Source organism: Actinomycetota bacterium (assembly GCA_040754375.1).
Lineage (GTDB): Bacteria > Actinomycetota > Acidimicrobiia > Acidimicrobiales > AC-14 > JBFMCT01.
This window is the reverse complement of record JBFMCT010000002.1, coordinates 82,235-99,633: the sequence shown is the minus strand read 5'-3', so window position 1 is coordinate 99,633 and position 17,399 is coordinate 82,235. Positions and strand designations below refer to the sequence as shown.

14 protein-coding genes and 2 pseudogenes are annotated in these 17,399 nt (G+C 70.7%); 11 read left to right on the top strand and 5 right to left on the bottom strand.

Features of this window, described 5'->3' with window-relative positions:
- The first annotated feature begins 52 nt into the window (after nucleotides 1–52).
- The 5 genes and pseudogenes from AB1673_01570 (at nucleotide 53) to AB1673_01550 (ending at nucleotide 4,639) form a co-directional block, all read left to right on the top strand.
- Nucleotides 53–538, top strand: coding sequence for a TadE/TadG family type IV pilus assembly protein (locus AB1673_01570; GenBank protein MEW6152664.1), 486 nt, complete (start codon nucleotides 53–55; stop codon nucleotides 536–538).
- A gap of 15 nt (nucleotides 539–553) precedes the next feature.
- Nucleotides 554–2,155 (top strand): pilus assembly protein TadG-related protein, encoded by a 1,602-nt coding sequence (locus AB1673_01565; GenBank protein MEW6152663.1) that lies wholly within the window; start codon nucleotides 554–556, stop codon nucleotides 2,153–2,155.
- A gap of 473 nt (nucleotides 2,156–2,628) precedes the next feature.
- A pseudogene (locus tag AB1673_01560) lies at nucleotides 2,629–2,997 on the top strand (transposase).
- Nucleotides 2,998–3,311: 314 nt separating this feature from the next.
- A complete protein-coding gene (locus AB1673_01555; protein MEW6152662.1) occupies nucleotides 3,312–4,019 on the top strand; it encodes a DUF222 domain-containing protein in 708 nt (235 codons plus the stop codon).
- A 5-nt stretch (nucleotides 4,020–4,024) separates the two neighbouring features.
- The gene (locus AB1673_01550) at nucleotides 4,025–4,639 is read left to right on the top strand and encodes a DUF222 domain-containing protein (GenBank protein ID MEW6152661.1); all 615 of its coding nucleotides are present in this window, start codon (nucleotides 4,025–4,027) and stop codon (nucleotides 4,637–4,639) included.
- Nucleotides 4,640–4,935: 296 nt separating this feature from the next.
- Here the strand turns inward: AB1673_01550 and AB1673_01545 are convergent.
- Nucleotides 4,936–5,136, bottom strand: a pseudogene (locus AB1673_01545) (ISNCY family transposase).
- Nucleotides 5,137–5,252: 116 nt separating this feature from the next.
- On the opposite strand from AB1673_01545, the gene AB1673_01540 reads away from it, so the two are divergent.
- Both AB1673_01540 and AB1673_01535 read left to right on the top strand, forming a co-directional pair.
- Nucleotides 5,253–6,011 (top strand): alpha/beta fold hydrolase, encoded by a 759-nt coding sequence (locus AB1673_01540; GenBank protein ID MEW6152660.1) that lies wholly within the window; start codon nucleotides 5,253–5,255, stop codon nucleotides 6,009–6,011.
- A 10-nt stretch (nucleotides 6,012–6,021) separates the two neighbouring features.
- On the top strand, nucleotides 6,022–6,315 hold the full coding sequence (locus tag AB1673_01535) for a Dabb family protein (GenBank protein MEW6152659.1): 294 nt from the start codon (nucleotides 6,022–6,024) through the stop codon (nucleotides 6,313–6,315).
- 58 nt (nucleotides 6,316–6,373) lie between these two features.
- Here the strand turns inward: AB1673_01535 and AB1673_01530 are convergent, their stop codons facing one another.
- From AB1673_01530 to AB1673_01520, 3 genes are all read right to left on the bottom strand, one after another.
- Nucleotides 6,374–6,934 carry a hypothetical protein gene (locus AB1673_01530; protein MEW6152658.1) on the bottom strand — a complete coding sequence of 187 codons (561 nt, stop codon included), beginning with the start codon at nucleotides 6,932–6,934 and terminating at the stop codon, nucleotides 6,374–6,376.
- 943 nt (nucleotides 6,935–7,877) lie between these two features.
- Nucleotides 7,878–8,063, bottom strand: a complete 186-nt coding sequence (locus AB1673_01525) for a hypothetical protein (protein ID MEW6152657.1) — start codon at nucleotides 8,061–8,063, stop codon at nucleotides 7,878–7,880.
- 28 nt (nucleotides 8,064–8,091) lie between these two features.
- Entirely contained in the window at nucleotides 8,092–8,655 is a 564-nt protein-coding gene (locus AB1673_01520) for a hypothetical protein (protein ID MEW6152656.1), read from the bottom strand.
- A 96-nt stretch (nucleotides 8,656–8,751) separates the two neighbouring features.
- Between AB1673_01520 and coaE the strand changes: the two genes are divergently transcribed.
- From coaE to uvrA, 4 genes are all read left to right on the top strand, one after another.
- The gene (coaE, locus tag AB1673_01515) at nucleotides 8,752–9,357 is read left to right on the top strand and encodes a dephospho-CoA kinase (GenBank protein ID MEW6152655.1); all 606 of its coding nucleotides are present in this window, start codon (nucleotides 8,752–8,754) and stop codon (nucleotides 9,355–9,357) included.
- Between the two features lie 121 nt (nucleotides 9,358–9,478).
- Entirely contained in the window at nucleotides 9,479–11,497 is a 2,019-nt protein-coding gene (gene uvrB, locus AB1673_01510; GenBank protein ID MEW6152654.1) for an excinuclease ABC subunit UvrB, read from the top strand.
- A gap of 18 nt (nucleotides 11,498–11,515) precedes the next feature.
- Complete coding sequence (locus tag AB1673_01505; protein MEW6152653.1) at nucleotides 11,516–13,264, top strand: hypothetical protein; 1,749 nt, start codon at nucleotides 11,516–11,518, stop codon at nucleotides 13,262–13,264.
- 47 nt (nucleotides 13,265–13,311) lie between these two features.
- On the top strand, nucleotides 13,312–16,209 hold the full coding sequence (uvrA, locus tag AB1673_01500) for an excinuclease ABC subunit UvrA (GenBank protein MEW6152652.1): 2,898 nt from the start codon (nucleotides 13,312–13,314) through the stop codon (nucleotides 16,207–16,209).
- Here the strand turns inward: uvrA and AB1673_01495 are convergent.
- Nucleotides 16,177–17,376 carry a hypothetical protein gene (locus tag AB1673_01495; protein ID MEW6152651.1) on the bottom strand — a complete coding sequence of 400 codons (1,200 nt, stop codon included), beginning with the start codon at nucleotides 17,374–17,376 and terminating at the stop codon, nucleotides 16,177–16,179. The two genes, uvrA and AB1673_01495, sit on opposite strands and share 33 nt — an antisense overlap.
- Between the last annotated feature and the right edge of the window lie 23 nt (nucleotides 17,377–17,399).

Genomic DNA, 17,399 nt, shown 5'->3' with positions numbered 1-17,399 from the left:
CCGAACCGTCCGATACCCACAGAGTCCGTTCCCCACCGTCGATGGAGCCAGAGTGAGCCAACGTTTCCTCCCTCCGCGCCTGCGGGCTCTCCGGGTGGTGCGCCGCCGCAACGAGTCCGGTGCTGCCGCTGTCGAGTTCGCCATCGTGGCCATACCGTTCTTCCTTCTTCTGTACGGCCTGATCGTCTTCGGCATGGCCCTGGCCGTGAAGCAGAGCGTCACCAACGCGGCCGCCGAGGGCGCGCGGTCAGCCGTCGGCATCAGTGACCCGGCTGTCGCCATCGCCCAGGCCCAGGCCACGGTCAACAACCGCCTCGACTGGCTGGGGAACAACTACCAGCCCGGCGACGTGACCATCAGCTGGTTCACGCCCGGGTCGGGATGTGGGGCGTCCAGCCCGCCGGCCGGCAGCCCCATGACGATCTGCGTGGCCATCGACCTTCCCTACAAGGCCCGGGAAGTCGTGCCGGCGGCGCCGATCATCCAGAACGTGACGCCCGAGAACCTGCGGTCGCTGGCCGTCGTCCAGATCTACTAGGCGAAGGGGACAACGATGAAGAAGCTGACCGCCCGGCGCGACGAGCGGGGTGCGATCCTGGTCATGTCGACCGTCGGCGTGGTGGTGGCCGTCATCGCCGCCGCCCTGGCCGTCGACCTGGGCCGTATCGCCCAGGAACGCCGCGACGACCAGCGGGTGGCCGACCTGGCCGCCCTCGACGCCGCCCGTGACCTGTCCCAGATGCAGGCCCTGGCCGAGGCCAGTGCCGTGCGCAACAACTTCCCCCTGGGCGGCGGCAACACGATCGTGGCCGTCGAGGGCGTCAAGACCGACGGTGCCTGCGTCCCCATGCCCGGGGCCGGCACGGTCTGCGTGACCGTCACGTCCGACATCGACTACGTCTTCCGGCCCGGTGGCCGGCCCATCGTCGCCACCGCCGTCGCTGGCGAGGTGCCCAGGGGCGGGTTCATGATCGGTTCCTCGCTGGTGACCGTCGACTCCTCCCGGGCCACGATCCTCAACAACTTCGTGGGACGCATCATCCGGGGCAGCGCCGTGAACCTGTCGGTCGCCAGTTGGCAGGGCCTGGCCACCGGCCACGTCTCGCTCGAGGCCCTGCGCCTCCAGCTGGCCAACCTGGGCTACACAGTGGGTGACACCCAGAGCCTGCTCGACACCAACATCACGGTCTCGACCCTGCTGCAGGCCATGGCCAACGCCCTCAACGCCCAGGGCGACGTGGCCCGGGCCGACATCGTAAACGTGCTCCGCCTGGCCGTGACCTCGACCACCAACATCGCCCTCGGCCAGTTCATCAACGTGGCCCAGGGAGCCGAGGAAATGGCCTTGGCCTCGCAGGTCAACGTCCTGCAGATGATCACCGCCGCCGCCCAGGTGGCCAACGGCAGCAACTTCGTCGACGTCCCCAACATCGGCATCACCGTGCCCGGCCTGCTCGGCACCCGCCTGCGCCTCCAGGTCATCGAACCTCCCCAGTTCTACTTCGGCCCCGAGGGCGGCAGCGTCAGCACCGGCCAGGTCGACCTGCTCGTCGAGACCGACCTGAACCTCAGCCTCAACGTGCTCGGCCTGAGCAACGTGACGGCCCGGGGCAAGCTGCCCGTGCGCATCTCGGCGGCGGGCGCAACCGGCACCCTGACCGACATCGAGTGCGGAGCCGGAGCGGGCATGACCGTGACCATCGACCCCACGGCCTTCGCGGGCTCGGCCACCACCAACGCCGACGGCATCATCGTGCGGGGCACGGTCCTGATCGTGCCCCTCGACCTGGTCCGCATCGGGGTGACCAGTGTGGTGCCCACGGTCGACGGCCCGCCGGTGGACAAGTTCTGGTCCTATCCGACCCAGTTCCCCCCGCCCGACGGCACAACCACCTCCCAGCACGCCGGTTCCCAGCCCATCGGCCTCCAGGGGCTGACAACGTTCACCGCCAGCGACGTTCAGGTCCTCGGTCTGGTGAACCTCGGACTGCTCGACGGGATCGTCAGCGCCCTGATCAACGCCCTGACCCCGCTGATCGGCAACGTCGACAACAGCGTTCTGACGCCGTTGCTGAGCGCCTTCGGCATCGACATCGGCAGCGCCGACGTGACCGCCCTGTCGATGCAGTGCGGCCAGCCCATGCTGCTCGGATGACGGGCCCGCATATACATGGGTGACGACGTCAGGTACTGAGCCGGGGGGCCGGCCTTCGTGTCCACCCTGGTTGCAACGCCGAGCCGCCGGCAGGAACGCCGTCATCAGGGGCAACCCCTCAGAGCCCGGGCGGTCAAGCCCGGGTGATCGAGGCCGGGCGATCGAGGCCGACATCTGCTACCCAACCGACTCGTGGTTCCTCGCCAAGGCGTGGCCAAGCTCGCCCGCCTGGCTGCCGGATCAAGGCCGGCGGCCGCATGCCATCGGGGCCTGGCTGGCCGGCGCAGCCACGACGCCAAGAAGGAGGCCAAGGCCATCACCGGTGAGACGGCCACGATCGCCACCTGGGCCATCGCCGATGCCCGGCACGTCGCACTCAATGCCCGCCGGGGCCTGCACCCCAAGGCGATGTCGGCACGGGCCGGGCCGCGGCGATGGTCGCCGAGCTCGAGCGCACGGCGGACCTGGTCGAGCGCGTCGTGGCCCAGACCCGCACCCGCCTCGGCGGTGTGACGCCCGACGGCTCGACCAAGGTCGTGTCGCTGCACGAGCCCGACGCCCGCCCGATCGCCAAGGGGCGCCTGGGCAAGCCCGTGGAGTTCGGCTACAAGGCTCAGGTGGTCGACAACGCCGACGGCGTCGTGGTCGACCACCGGGTGGTGGTCGGCAACCCGCCCGACGCGCCGATGCTCGTCCCGGCCGTCGCGCGTATCAAGGCGCTCGTCGGCAGGGCGCCGCGGGCCGTGACCGCCGACGGCATCTACGGGGAGGCGTCGGTCGAGGACGAGCTCAAGGCCATGGGCGTCAAGACCGTCGTCATCCCCCGCAGGGGTCGTGCGGCCCGAACGACCCGGAGGCCCACATCGGGCAGACCAACAGTTCGTCGGGTCGGACGCGCTGCCTGCTGAGCCGCTCGTCCGGCGTCGACCCTGCCGAGGAGAACGACGTCGGTGGTCGGCTGCCGGGCGCCGCGGGCTGCGGCCTCGCGCGGCTATTCATTGGTAGGCCGATTCCCTGTAATCCGGGTCCTACAATTTAGGCTATTGGCTTGACTTCTATTCAGGTGGGGCGTACACTTGTTCGTATGGTGACGGCAGGGTTCACGGCCCGATCAGACCAAGTGGCGACCTGGGCCGACGAGCGAATTGCCGATGTGATGGGTGTCATCAATGCCGCTACTGCCGAGCTCGTCTCCATCGTCGGCGAGGTAATAGAGAACGACGCGTGGGGCGGCGGGGGGCTGCGCTCGCCCGCCCACTGGGTGGCGTGGCGGGCGGGGGTGTCCCCGGCCCGGGCCGCCCACCTGGTCAAGATGGCCCGCCGGCTGGGCGAGCTGCCCACGGTGGCCGCGGCGTTCGCCGAGGGGCGGTTGAGCGAGGACTCGGTGAAGCTGGTGGCCGCCCGGGTGCCGGCCGAGCGCGACGCCGAGGTCGCCGGCCTGGCCCAGGTCATGACCGTGGCGCAACTGGCCCGCACACTGCGCTCGCTGCCCGCCCAGCCCGTCGAGGAGCCCGAGGCCGAGCCCCGGCCCGAGCCCGAGGGGGGCGGCGAGGTCGCCTTCGGCCACGACGACGACCGGTGGTGGCTGCGGGCCGGGGGCCTGGCCCCCGAGCGGGGCGCGCTGGTGGCCAAGGCCCTCGAGGCCGCCCGTGAGGCCGAGTTCCGGGCCCGGCACCCCGAGGCCGCCGAGGGGGCCAAGCCGACCGGGGTCACGTGGTCCGACGCCCTAGGAGGGTGGTGTCTAAACCCTCCCCAGGCGGCCGACCGCCCCGTTCGCGGCTCGGTGACACTGCAAAGGTGCTGTTCAGGGCAGGTCGGGCGCCTCGGCGCTCAGCGCCGAACGCGAAAGACACCAGCCTCCTAGAGCGCATGGCCCTGGCCGCCATCGAGGCCCTCGACCCCGCCAGCGGCGGGGGACGCACGGCGTCGGGCCGCTACCAGGTGCTCGTGCACGTGGGCGTGGGCGACGACCCCGCCGCCCACCTCCACCTCGGGCCCGCCCTCACCGCCAGTGCCCGGCGGCGCATCACCTGCGACGCCGACCTGCGCTGGGTACTGGAGGACGAAGGGCGCACCGTGGCCTGGGGCCGAAAGACCCGCACCGTCCCGCCGGCCCTGCGGGCCGCCATCGAGGACCGTGACCGGGGGTGCCGTGCCCCGGGCTGCACCCAGGCGCGCTGGCTGGAGGTCCACCACCTCGTGCACGTCTGCGACGGTGGCCAGACCGTCCCCGAGAACCTGCTGTGCCTGTGCGGCCGCCACCACGACGACCACCACCGGGGCGTGCTGGGCATCGAAGGCGACCCGACCAGGCCCGGCGGCCTGCGCTTCACCGACAGGTGGGGCCGAGACCTCGCACCGCACCCGCCCCGGCCACCGGCCGCCCCACCCCCGGCCGCCGCCCGCTCGATCGGGGTCACGCCCGCCAAGTGGCAAGCACCGTCGGGCGAGCGCTTCGACGGCCGCTGGTTCGCCTGGAACTGACGCGCGGTCGCGGGTCGCCCTAACTACTTCGACCTGAGTTTCGCCGTGCGCCCCCAGCCCTGAGCGCATCTGCGCGTTTCAGTGGCAGGTCGCGGCATCCCGCCCGGCCCTCCCGGCCCGTTCCCGGCCCTGCTTCCCGCCTCATTTCGAGTGCGGGTCGCGCCGGGTCGCCCGGAGGAGCCGGGTCAGACGAACAGCGGTGCCGCGGGTTTGCCGCGTGGTGGCGGGCCGGTCGCCACTCGGCGGGGCGGCGCCGGTGCGGCGGGCCCCGGCGCCGGGTTGGCCTTGGCCTCGAGGAGGGCCGAGACCTTCACCGCGTTGTGGGCCAGCACGCCGAGCCCGCACCAGGTCTCGGCCCCGCCGATGCCGTCGAGCAGCGTACGGTCCCAGGCGTAGGCGTGCTTGAGGTGCGAGATCCTGCCCTCGCAGCCCGTTCGCCACTTCGCCAGCCGGCGAAACCCCCGCCGGCGCTGGACCTCGCGGCGGGTGGCGTCGGGCTCGCCCTTGCGCTGGAGAGCGACCTCCTGGCCGACCGCCGGCTACGCAGACGCATATAGGTGACGGCATCAGCTATTGAGCCAGGGGCCGCGGTGCTCGCATACTGAACGGTGGCATGAGCAGATGCAGGTTCGTCTGGGCACACGGGCTGCAGAGCTCGGTGGCCCACGAGGACGAGCTGGGCCTGTTCGACTGGCGTCCGGTCCACGAAGTAGCCCAGGTCGTGCGCTACGACGTCCGCGGCCACGGCGGGGCGGAGGTCCACCCCTACGAACCGCTGGCCTACGGCTGGTCGACGCTGGTCGACGACATGCTGTGGGCCGCCGGACAACACGGGCCCTTCGTGGCCGGTGGAACGTGCGTGGGGGCGGCCACGGCTCTCTACGCCGCTCTGCGGGCGCCCCGGCGGGTGCAGGCCGCCGTCCTGATGACCCCGCCGGCTGCCTGGGAGTCACGCAACGGCCAGGTCGAGGAGTACGCCTCGGCCGCCGCCCTGGTCGAGCGCAAGGGCTTGCGGTCCCTGGTCGAGTCATGGCGGGCCCGGCCCCAGCCCGGCATCCTCGACCGCGAGTTGCCGGCGGCCCGAGACATCGGCCTGCGCCACCTGGCGGCCATGGACGAGCGGGCCCTGCCCGCCATCCTGCGGGCCATGGCCCGCTCCGACCTGCCCTGCCGGGAGGAGCTGTCCTCGGTCGTGCTGCCCGTGCTGATCCTGGCCTGGGACGGCGACCCCTGCCACCCGGTGGCCACTGCCGAGGCCCTGGCCGACACGCTCATCCTGTCCGAGCTGCACGTGGCTAGCGACCTGGCCGGCGTACGGGCCTGGCCCGGCGTCGTGCGCGACTTCCTCGGCAACCTCTGCCTCTGGGAGTAGCTCGCCCGGCGTGTTCCGCCACGTCGCCATCTTCACGTTCGCCGAAGGGACGACTCCCGCCCAGGTCGAGGCCATGTCCGCCGGCCTGGCCCGGTTGCCGTCGCTCATCGCGGTCCGGCGCGACTACCGCTTCGGCCCCGACGACCGCCTGACCGACGGCAACGGCGACTTCGCAGTCGTGGCCGACTTCGACGACGCCGCCGGCTACCAGGCCTACACCACCCACCCCGCCCACGTCGACGTAGCCACCGGCCTCGTCCGCCCCATCCTCGCCCACCGCTCCGCCGTCCAGTTCACGACGTAGCCCCGGCTCGCGGCTGGGCCGGACCAGTCGCATAGGACAGAGGCCTCCGCCGCGCCGATCACCGCGGGACGGGACCGACCACCGCCTGTATCTCCCGTGCTGGGAAGCCTTCGATCCGGCCCTCGGTTTCGATATCGCGCAACACACCGCTGTTGGCACCAAACGACCACGTCGCCGTCCACCGTTGCGTCACCACGATGTCATAGGTCCCCGACCAGACGTAGTCGTGGGTGATCTCGCCGTCCGGCCAGGGCTTCCCCTCGAACGAGTGCGGCCCCGACGACTCGCCGTCGCCCCAGTCGACGTAGTACTGGCCCACAGATTCGATGGTCAGCGGCCCGAATGGAGTCTCCGGCACGTAGTGCGTGTGCCTGGTTTTACCACGTGTTTCGAGGTACATAGTCTTGCCGACAATCGCCCAGCCAGGTGCAACGTATGGGTCTGGATGAGGATGGGGGATGAGCTCCCAATAGCGCGCAGCGTACGCCCCTGGCGTATCGGCCGGCTCGCCGTCCCTGGTCGGGCAGGGTGGATAGGTCTCGTAGTAGATGCTGAAGAGATCGTTTCCGCGCTCCTCGTTCGGCCCCGGCCGGATCTCAGGAGCCACGTCGTCTGGCACCGATGACCCCTCCCGATAGTAGCCAGTGGCAATGCACGGCTCCCCGTCATCGTCACTTGTTAGCTTCGGATAGGGAAGGTAACGAGGGCCCGGCGCTGTTCCGCCGCTCTCAGGAGCGGCCTCCCGTGACTCCTCGTTTCCACACTTGGCGATCCCGCCACTTCGAGATCCGCAGAGTCCGCCGGTACTTGGTTGGCCCTCAGCACCCGGGACCGCAAGCAGACCGCTTACCAGGGTAGCCAGGGCCACGACCACCGTCAGGGTCAGGCGTCTGTGCATGGGTCTTTCTCTGGAGCTACGAACCCGGGTTGAAACCCATCATAGATATAGGACCAACCTACGATATTGTAGCCGTGCGGATCACGAGGCTTGTCGAGAGGCCGCACCGCAACCCACTGAGTACCGAGCTCCGGTATCGAACTCACAGATACGGCAGAGTAGTCTCGCTGCACACGCGCGTAGATACACGTCGGCCTCATCGACAGAATCTCAGCAACCTCTGTCCTAGTATTGCCGGGCTCTGGAAGACGATATCCGGTTAGACCTTGCCGGACATCGTCTTGCAGGATATCGATCTGGAGTTGAAGCCATGCGTCAGTCCCGTACAGGGATCGCAGCCGGTCATAGGCCTCACGAGGAATGAACTTCGTGGCTACGACCATGCGGACGACGTCACCGACCAGTGCGTCGAGGCCGGCAAGGACACGGTTTACGTAGGCGGTGTCGATGACTTCAGGGACGGCGTAGGGGTTGGTAGTAGTCGTGGTGGGAGCGGCGGTGGGGACGGTGGCGCCCTGAGGCTGGGCCTCGGTCGAGGACCGGTCGCAGCCTGCTAGGGCGGCGCCCAGCAGGGCCAGGGCCAGGAGCCCTCCTACGCAGCGTCCCGCACGATCCCGCCTCCGCACGCATCTAGGATGTCATGGTCTTTCACGGCTTGCAAGGGCTATCTGAGTGCGCGGCGGCGGCCGACGACGGGGGCGCCGACGACCAGGCTGGAGCCGGCCCACAGGGCCAGGCCCAGGGCCAGCCAGCCCGTCTCGTTGACGTTGACGTTGGTGCTGAAGGCCGACAGGGCCACGATGGCGAAGCAGGCGACGGCGGCGATGAGGAAGACACGGGTGAGGTTCATGGCCTCGGTGGTACCCGTAACGACCAGGTCACACGCCTTCGGGGCTGGGGGCGGAGCGCAGGTAACCGAGCATGTCCTCGGCCCGGTAAAGGTTGTGGGTGGACGGGTGCTGGGGCGCCTTGCCGATTACCACGCCGTCGGGCGTCCGTCCCCAGAACCCCTCGTAGACCTGGCCAGCCCGGTGGGGATCGTAGATGTAGTGGGGCTCGGCGTGGCCAACGTCCAACCCCGACCGTTCCCAGGAAGGACCGTCGAGGAAGATCACCGTACGGGGCCGCGTCACGGCCAGGGCGTGGCGCAGGCGTTCGGGCTCATCGCCCACGTGCACGAGCGCCGTGAGAGACAGGGCCTCGGCCGTCCCCCAGGTCGGGACCTGGCCCCGGAACACCTCGACAGACCAGCGCCGCACCTCGGCCCAGAACCCCCGGGGATCGGGGTAGAAGAAGCCCTCGTGCGGCTCCCCGACGGCCAGCGGGGTCTCCGGCCACATGAGCAGGGTGTCGCGCCAGCTGGGCGGCTTGGTCGTGGCCAGCAGAAGCCAGGCGTTGGCCGCCCCCGGGGAGAACGGCGGCCAGTCGCCCACCTTCTCCACGACCGCCCGTCGCGCCCGCTTCGAGAGCCCCTGGGCGGTGCGGAGCCGTTCGGCGGGGTCGGGGGCGTAGAGGTGCGGATCGGTGCGGATGACCCGATGATACGGTCGGCCATCGGTGTGATCGGGCTGACAGGAGGCATCGGGTCGGGCAAGACCACGGTGTCCGACATGCTCGCCGGGATGGGCGCGGTCGTCATCGACACCGACCTCGTCGCCCGGGACGTGGTCGAGCCTGACGGGGCGGCCCACGCCGCTGTGCGGCGCCGGTTCGGCCCAGCGGTCGTCGGCCCCGGCGGCGAGATCGACCGAGCCGCCCTCGCCCGGCTGGTGTTCGCCGACCCCGAGGCCCGGTCCGACCTCAACGCCCTCGTCCACCCGGCGGTAGCCACCGAGGTCGACGCCCGCCTCCGCGAGCTGGCCGGCACCGGGACCACGGTGGTGCTCGTCGTACCCCTGCTGGTCGAGGCCGGGTGGACGGACCGGGTCGACCACGTGGTGGTCGTGGACTGCCCCGAGGACACGGCTGTGCGACGCCTGGTGGGCTCCGGTCGCCTCACCGAGCGGGAGGCCCGTCAACGGGTCGCCGCCCAGGCCAGCCGCCAGGAACGACTGAACCGGGCCGACACGGTGATCGACAACTCCGGGCCCGCCGACGCCCTCGGCCCCCAGGTCGAGGCGCTGTGGGAGGCGCTTCACCGCTGACCTCGTGCGAGAAGCAACCTCTCCGGTTGCTTCTTGCACAGACCTCCGGGCGGACGGACGGGCCGCGCCGGCCGCCAGACGTACACCAGTTCGGCAGCCGTGGGCGTACGCTGGCGCCACCATGCCGCCGTTCAGGGTCGTCGCCGACTTCGCACCCGCCGGGGACCAGCCCAAGGCCATCGAGGGGCTGGCCGCCGGCGTGGCCCGGGGCGACCGGTTCCAGACCTTGCTGGGGATCACCGGGAGCGGCAAGTCGGCGACGATCGCGTGGACCATCGAGCAGGTGCAGCGACCGACGCTGGTCATCGCCCCCAACAAGTCGCTGGCCGCCCAGTTGGCCAACGAGTTCCGGGAGTTCTTCCCCGACAACCGGGTGGAGTACTTCGTCAGCTACTACGACTACTACCAGCCCGAGGCCTACATCCCGTCGTCGGACACGTACATCGAGAAGGACTCCACGATCAACGACGAGATCGACCGGCTCCGGCACTCGGCCACGGCCGCCCTGCTGGCCCGCCGGGACGTGATCGTCGTGGCGTCGGTCTCGTGCATCTACGGCCTGGGCTCACCGGAGGAGTACGCCAACCAGATCCTCGCCCTGGTGCCCGGCCAGGAGATCGACCAGCGGGCCATCCTGCGCAAGCTCGTCGACATCCAGTACGAGCGCAACGACATGAACTTCGCCCGGGGCAAGTTCCGGGTCAGGGGCGACACCATCGAGGTGCACCCGGCCTACGAGGAGACTGGTGTGCGCATCGAGCTGTTCGGCGACGAGGTCGAGCGCATCAGCCGGGTCGACCCCCTGACCGGCGAGGTGCTGGGCACGCTCGACGACCTCACGATCTTCCCGGCGACCCACTACGTGGCCGGTGAGGAACGCATGCGAAAGGCCATGGTCCGCATCGAGGACGAGCTGCGCGAGCGTCTCCAGTACTTCGAGAAGGAAGGCAAGCTGCTGGAGGCCCAGCGCCTGCGCATGCGCACCGAGTACGACCTGGAGATGATGCGCGAGGTCGGGTTCTGCAACGGCATCGAGAACTACTCGCGCCACATCGACGGGCGGGCGGCCGGGGAGGCACCCCACACGCTGCTCGACTTCTTCCCCAAGGACTTCCTCATGGTGATCGACGAGAGCCACGTGGCCGTCCCCCAGCTCCACGCCCAGTACCAGGGCGACCGGTCCCGCAAGGAGACCTTGGTAGACCACGGCTTCCGCCTCCCGTCGGCCGCCGACAACCGGCCCCTGCGGTTCGACGAGTGGTTCGAGCGGGTCAACCAGTGCATCTTCCTGTCGGCCACGCCCTCGGCCTACGAGGTCGGGATCTCCGGCCAGGTCGTCGAGCAGATCGTGAGGCCGACGGGGCTCATCGACCCCGAGGTGCAGGTGCGCCCGACCAAGGGCCAGATCGACGACCTGCTGGCCCAGATCAACCAGCGGGTCGAGCAGGGCGACCGGGTGCTGGTCACGACCCTGACCAAGAAGATGGCCGAGGACCTCACCGACTACCTGCTGGAGCTGGGCGTGCGGGTGCGTTACCTGCACAGCGAGATCGACACCATCGAGCGCATCGAGATCCTGCGCGACCTCCGGCTCGGGGAGTTCGACGTGCTCGTCGGCATCAACCTGCTCCGGGAGGGGCTCGACCTGCCCGAGGTCTCGCTGGTGGCCATCCTCGACGCCGACAAGGAAGGGTTCCTGCGCAGCGAGACGTCGCTCATCCAGACGATCGGCCGGGCTGCCCGCAACGTCGGCGGCCAGGTGATCATGTACGCCGACAAGGTCACCGACTCGATGCAGCGGGCCCTCGGGGAGACCAACCGTCGGCGAGGGCTCCAGCAGGCCTACAACCGCGAGCACGGCATCGACCCCCAGACGATCCGCAAGGCCGTCACCGACATCCTGGCCGTCCTGCGCCCCGAGGGCGAGGGCGCGCCCACGCCCGGGCGCGACCGGCGCAACCGGCGCCGCGACAAGATCCGCAGCGACTTCGCCGAGCTACCGCCCGGTGAGCTCTCCCGGCTCATCAGCACGCTCGAGGAGGAGATGCGGGAGGCGGCCGCCGATCTGCGCTTCGAGTACGCCGCCCGCCTGCGCGACGAGATCGGCGACCTCAGGAGGGAACTGAAGCAGGTCGGCTGACCTGCCGATAAGGCCTACATGAAGGTCGTCGCGCCCACACGCGACCCGTGGCAGGGCCTGCCAAGGCGGCTGTGGGACGCGCCCCTGTGGGCCCACGGCGTAATGCTGGCGATCGTCCTCGTTGCGCTCATCCCGGTCGTCGGGCCGCAGGCGTCGTTCTCGGCCGACGAAGGGGCGGCGATCGTCCAGGCCCGCTCGCTGGCCCACGGCGAGGGCTGGACCGTCGCCCACCCGTTCCCCGAAGCCGACCCGACGAGCCGCTACTACCCCCTGGCCCTTTCCGAGCACGGCTCCAACGGCACTGCCCCGTTCGCCAAGCACCCGCTCTACGCCCTGGTCCTGGCCGGGGCCTTCGTCTTTGGCGGGATGGCAGCCATGGTCGCCCTCTCGGTCATGGGCACGGTTGCGGCCGCCACCCTCGGCGCCGCCCTCGGACGGCACCTACACCCATCGCTCCCCAGGCCGACGCTGTGGGTGCTGGGCCTGGGTAGCCCGCTGCTCTTCGACGGCTACCTCCTGATCGCCCACAGCATTGGCGCGGCGGCGGCCGCAGGGGCGGCCCTTCTGGCGGTGAGGGCGATCGAGAACCGGCGCTGGACGCTGGGCCTGGCCGTCGGGCCGGTCGTCGCCGTCGCCGTCCTGTTGCGCTCGGAGGCCGCCCTGTTCGGCCTGGCGCTGGCGGTCACCGCCGCCGCCGTGGGCCTGGTCAAAGCAGACCACCGCTGGCCGGCCCTGGGGGTTGCGGTGGCGGCAGCAGGGGCGGCCGTGGTCGCCCGCGTAGGCGAACAGGCCTGGGCACGGCACATCGTGGGCGCAGGAACGGGTACAGGGCCGGCCCAGCCGGGCTACGAGGACCCGCTGGGTCTCGTCGAGGGGCGGCTCCAGGCGTTCTCCCTGACCTGGCTCGACCCCAGCTACTCGGGGTCGAGCCTGCTCGAGGCCCTTCTGCTGCTGATGGCCGTGTCCGTCGGCGCCGCCGCCGTGATCGTGCGCCGGCGCCAAGGCGACAGCCGATCGGCCCAAGCCGTACGGGCCGCGGCCGTGGTGGCCGCCGCGGCCTCAGTAGCCGCGCTGGTCGTCTCCCCCCGGAACGTGGTCCCCGGACTGCTCGTGGCCTTCCCGGTCGGGCTGGCTGGTCTCCTGCTACTCGACCGAAGGACCGTGGCCTCCCTCCCGGCCAGGGCCCTGGCCGGGACGTTCGCCCTGTTCAGCCTGGCCGTCCTCGCCACGCAATACTCCCGGGGCGGCACCGCCGAGTGGGGCGGGCGCTACTTCGCCCTCGGGCTGCCCCTGCTGGCCCCTCTGGCTCTCGACGCACTGCGCCAGCACGGCGCCCGGCTCGACCGCGAGACGGCCCGCAGGGCGGGCGGGGCCCTGGCGGTCTGTTCGTTAGCCCTGGCAGTGATGGCCGTCTCCGCCCTGCGGGGCTCTCACCAGCGGACCGACGAGTTGGTCGCCGCCTTCGCGGCCACCGGGCGGGCCTCGGTGGCGGTGGCCGGGGAGAAGCCGGTCCTGGTGGCCACCATGGGAGCCGTCCCTCGGCTGTCGTGGTCGACGTTCGACGACCAGCGCTGGTTGCTGGCCCCCCCGGAGGAACTGGACGACGTACTCGACGGCGTCCGGGCGGCGGGGGTGTACCGAGTCGCCCTGGTCACCAACAACCTCGGGCGCGACCGGCTGGCCTGGGGCGAGGGCGTGGCAGTGACTGCCACCGTGGCGTCGCCGCGGGCGCCCTGGGACCTGCTGGTCCTCGACCTCGGGCCCTGACATAACCGTACATACGTTCCCCCGGGTTCGCCGGTATCCTCGGCGCAGTGTCTGACACCCTTGTCATTCGGGGGGCGAGGGAGCACAACCTTCGCAACGTCAACCTCGAGCTCCCCCGTGAGCGGCTCGTGGTGTTCACTGGGCTGTCCGGGTCGGGCAAGTCGTCGCTGGCCTTCGACACGATCTACGCCGAGGGGCAACGGCGCTACGTGGAGTCGCTCTCGGCCTACGCCCGCCAGTTCCTGGGCCAGATGGACAAGCCCGACGTCGACTTCATCGAGGGCCTGTCCCCGGCCATCTCCATCGACCAGAAGTCGGCGTCCCGCAACCCCCGCTCGACGGTGGGCACCATCACCGAGGTCTACGACTACCTGCGCCTGCTGTGGGCCCGGATCGGCGTGCCCCACTGCCCCAAGTGCGGGGCCGTCGTCTCCCGCCAGACCCCCCAGCAGATCGTCGACCGGGTCCTCCAGTTGCCCGAGGGGACGCGGTTCCAGGTGCTGGCCCCCGTCGTGCGGGGACGAAAGGGAGAGTACGAGGGCCTGCTCAAGGAGCTGGCCGGCCAGGGCTTCGCCCGGGCACGGGTCGACGGCGAGCTGCACGAGCTGTCCGAGCTCGACGAGCTGCGCCTGGCCCGCTACGAGGCCCACACCATCGAGGTGGTGGTCGACCGCTTGGTGCGGCGCGAGGGGATCGAGCGGCGGCTGACCGACTCGCTGGAGACGGCCCTACGCCTGGCCGAGGGGGTGGCCGAGGTCGAACTGGTGGAGCGTGACCCCGAGCCGGGGGCCGAACCGGAGATCCTCACGTTCAGCCAGCACCTGGCCTGCCCCAACGACGGCACGTCGTTCGACGAACTGGCTCCCCGGAACTTCTCGTTCAACTCCCCCTACGGGGCCTGCCCCCGGTGCGACGGGCTCGGGACCCGTTTCGAGGTCGACCCCGAGCTGGTCGTGCCCAACCCCGACCTTTCCATCGACGCCGGGGCGGTGGCACCGTGGGCCGGCACCAAGGGGGAGTACTTCCAGCGGGTGCTGGCCGCTCTGGCCGAGGCCCACGGGTTCAAGACATCGACGCCCTGGAAGAAGCTGCGTAAGTCCGACCACAAGGTCGTGCTGTTCGGGGGCGGGCCCCGGCAGGTGCACGTGCAGTACCGCAACCGCTACGGGCGCACCCGGTCCTACAACACCCACTACGAGGGCGTCGTCCCCTACCTCCAGCGGCGCCACTCCGAGGCCGAGTCCGACCACATGCGCGAGCAGATCGAGGGCTACATGCGGGAGGTACCGTGCCCCGATTGCGGCGGGGCCCGTCTCAAACCCGAGTCGCTGGGGGTGACGGTCGGCGGGCTCGACATCCACCAGCTGTGCGACCTGTCGATCGCAGAGGCGGCCGACCACCTGCTCGGGCTGGAGCTGAGCGAGCGCGACCGCATGATCGCCGAACGGGTCGTGCGCGAGGTCAACGCCCGCATGCGGTTCCTGCTCGACGTGGGCCTCGACTACCTCAGCCTCAACCGGTCGGCGGCCACCCTGGCGGGCGGGGAGGCCCAGCGCATCCGCCTGGCCAGCCAGATCGGCAGCGGGCTCGTCGGTGTGCTCTACGTGCTCGACGAGCCCTCCATCGGGCTCCACCAGCGTGACAACCGGCGCCTCATCGAGACACTCGTGCGCCTGCGCGACATCGGCAACTCGGTGATCGTGGTCGAGCACGACGAGGAGACCATCCGGGTGGCCGACCACGTGGTCGACATCGGCCCCGGCGCGGGCGAGCACGGCGGCGAGATCGTGGTGTCGGGCTCGGTCGAGGACCTGCTGGCCGCCCCCCGGTCGATCACCGGGCAGTACCTCTCGGGCCGCCGGACCATTCCCGTGCCGGCCGCCCGCCGCCCGCCGGCATCGGGGTGGCTGGTCGTGCGGGGTGCCCGCGAGCACAACCTGCGGGACATCGACGTGCGCCTGCCCTTGGGCACGTTCGTGTGCGTCACCGGCGTGTCGGGCTCGGGCAAGTCGACGCTGGTCAACGACATCCTGCACCGGGCCCTGATGCAGAAGGTCTACCGCTCGAAGGTCGTCCCTGGCCGCCACCGCCAGATCGACGGGATCGAGCACCTCGACAAGGTCATCGGCATCGACCAGTCGCCCATCGGCCGCACCCCCCGGTCCAACCCGGCGACCTACACGGGGGTCTTCGACCACGTCCGCAGGCTGTTCAGCCAGACCCAGGAGGCCCGTGTCCGGGGCTACCAGCCGGGCCGGTTCTCGTTCAACGTCAAGGGTGGGCGCTGCGAAGCGTGTTCGGGGGACGGGACCATCAAGATCGAGATGCACTTCCTGCCCGACGTGTACGTGCCGTGCGAGGTGTGCAAGGGCGCCCGCTACAACCGCGACACGCTCGACATCACGTTCAAGGGGCGCAACATCGCCGAGGTGCTCGACCTGTCGTGCGAGGAGGCCGTCGAGTTCTTCTCCAACCAGCCGCCCATCGCCCGCCACATGCAGACCCTCGTCGACGTGGGCCTGGGTTACGTGCGCCTGGGCCAGCCCGCCCCCACACTGTCGGGTGGCGAGGCCCAGCGGGTGAAGCTGGCCAGCGAGCTGTCCAAGCGCTCCACCGGCCACACCATCTACATCCTCGACGAGCCCACCACCGGCCTGCACTTCGAGGACATCCGCAAGTTGCTCACGGTGCTCAGCCGGCTGGTCGACCAGGGCAACACCGTGCTCGTGATCGAGCACAACCTCGACGTGATCAAGTCGGCCGACTGGCTGGTCGACCTCGGCCCCGAAGGGGGCAAGGGCGGCGGCACCATCGTGGCCGAGGGCCCCCCCGAGGACGTAGCCAAGGCCCCCGGCAGCTACACCGGCCAGTTCCTGGCCCCGGTCCTGACCGGGGAGGTAGGGGTGAAGCCGTCAGGCCCGCCGTCCGCCACCGCCCTTCGCTAACCAACCCAACTGGTGTACAGAACGCGCCGTTCCTGGCGCGTCCTGCACACCATTTGGTGAGGGGGGAGGGGAGATGAGGACGAGCGCACCGAAGGCGTAGAGCGGCAGCAGGACGCGGCCGATATCCTCCCAGCGCCACCAGACCGGGGCCGCCAGAAGGACACCTAGAACCGCGAAGGCCAAAGCGAGCGGGGCGAGGGGGTCACCGAGGCGCCGCAGGCACAGGACGACGAGGGCCACGGCCAGGAGCGCTCCGCCTGCCATCACCGCCGGGTCGCTCATGTGGGGTGCGGCCTCGACGATGCCCACCAAAGGGGCGGAGAGCCGGCTCGGGGGCGACTCCCACGGCCACGCCCCGAACCGAGCCTTGACGACGGCCAGCCAGGTCCCCCAGGCCAGGAAGGGAACGCTCAGGGTGAGGGCCCGCCTCCAGCCGAGGTTGCGCAGCGCGGGCCAGGCCAAGACGGCCGGGACGAGCAGCATGGTCTCGCGGGTGAGGGTGGCCAGCATTAACAGGGCGACGGCCGCGCCCGGGCGGCCCCGGAGCCAGCTCCGCACCCCGAAGAGCGCGAACCCGGCGGCCCACGTCTCAGGGACCAGGCCGACCAGGGAGGCCACGGCCCCAGGCGTGACCACGAGGACCGCGCCAAGGCGCCCGTCGACCCCCCTGTCCTCCAGTAGGCGGGCCCCAGCCAGCGCGAGGAAGCCCGCCCCCGCCAGGGCGGTCAGCACCAGGAGGGGCTCGATGAACCGGGGCTGGCCGAGGCTCATGGCCCACAGCGCGTAGGCCAGCAGCGGGCGCTGCGCGCGGTAGGCGGCGTGGGTCTCGTCGTAGAAGACCTCGGGGCGGGCCAGGGAGGGGTCGCGCGCCAGGGCGGCGTAGCCCTGGGCGTCGCGCATGATGACCATCGTCGTCAGCGGGTTGTCCACGTACCGGCCGGCGTAGACCGTGGTGAAGGCCGAGGCGATGCCCTGGCCCAGCCGGTCGGCCCAGATGAGCCGGAGGCTCAGGACCGGGACGGCGGCCAGCAGGCCGAGGACGAAAGCGGCGACCAGCCGGTTCCCCGGGAGCAGGGAGCGGCGAGGGTGGCCCAGGCTGGCGGCCGCGCCCGATGTCACCCCCTCAAGATCGGTCCGCCGGTTGCCGAACTTGAGAGCCCCCCTCAATGCCGTCGGGCCACATGCCGATA

What these genes read in the sequence shown, in the direction of transcription:
- AB1673_01565 (MEW6152663.1), top strand. Translation starts at nt 554, where the DNA reads ATGAAGAAGCTGACCGCCCGGCGCGACGAGCGGGGTGCGATCCTGGTC.
- AB1673_01555 (MEW6152662.1), top strand. Translation starts at nt 3,312, where the DNA reads ATGGGTGTCATCAATGCCGCTACTGCCGAGCTCGTCTCCATCGTCGGC.
- AB1673_01550 (MEW6152661.1), top strand. Translation starts at nt 4,025, where the DNA reads ATGGCCCTGGCCGCCATCGAGGCCCTCGACCCCGCCAGCGGCGGGGGA.
- AB1673_01540 (MEW6152660.1), top strand. Translation starts at nt 5,253, where the DNA reads ATGAGCAGATGCAGGTTCGTCTGGGCACACGGGCTGCAGAGCTCGGTG.
- AB1673_01525 (MEW6152657.1), bottom strand. Translation starts at nt 8,063, where the DNA reads ATGAACCTCACCCGTGTCTTCCTCATCGCCGCCGTCGCCTGCTTCGCC.
- coaE (MEW6152655.1), top strand. Translation starts at nt 8,752, where the DNA reads ATGATACGGTCGGCCATCGGTGTGATCGGGCTGACAGGAGGCATCGGG.
- uvrB (MEW6152654.1), top strand. Translation starts at nt 9,479, where the DNA reads ATGCCGCCGTTCAGGGTCGTCGCCGACTTCGCACCCGCCGGGGACCAG.
- AB1673_01505 (MEW6152653.1), top strand. Translation starts at nt 11,516, where the DNA reads ATGAAGGTCGTCGCGCCCACACGCGACCCGTGGCAGGGCCTGCCAAGG.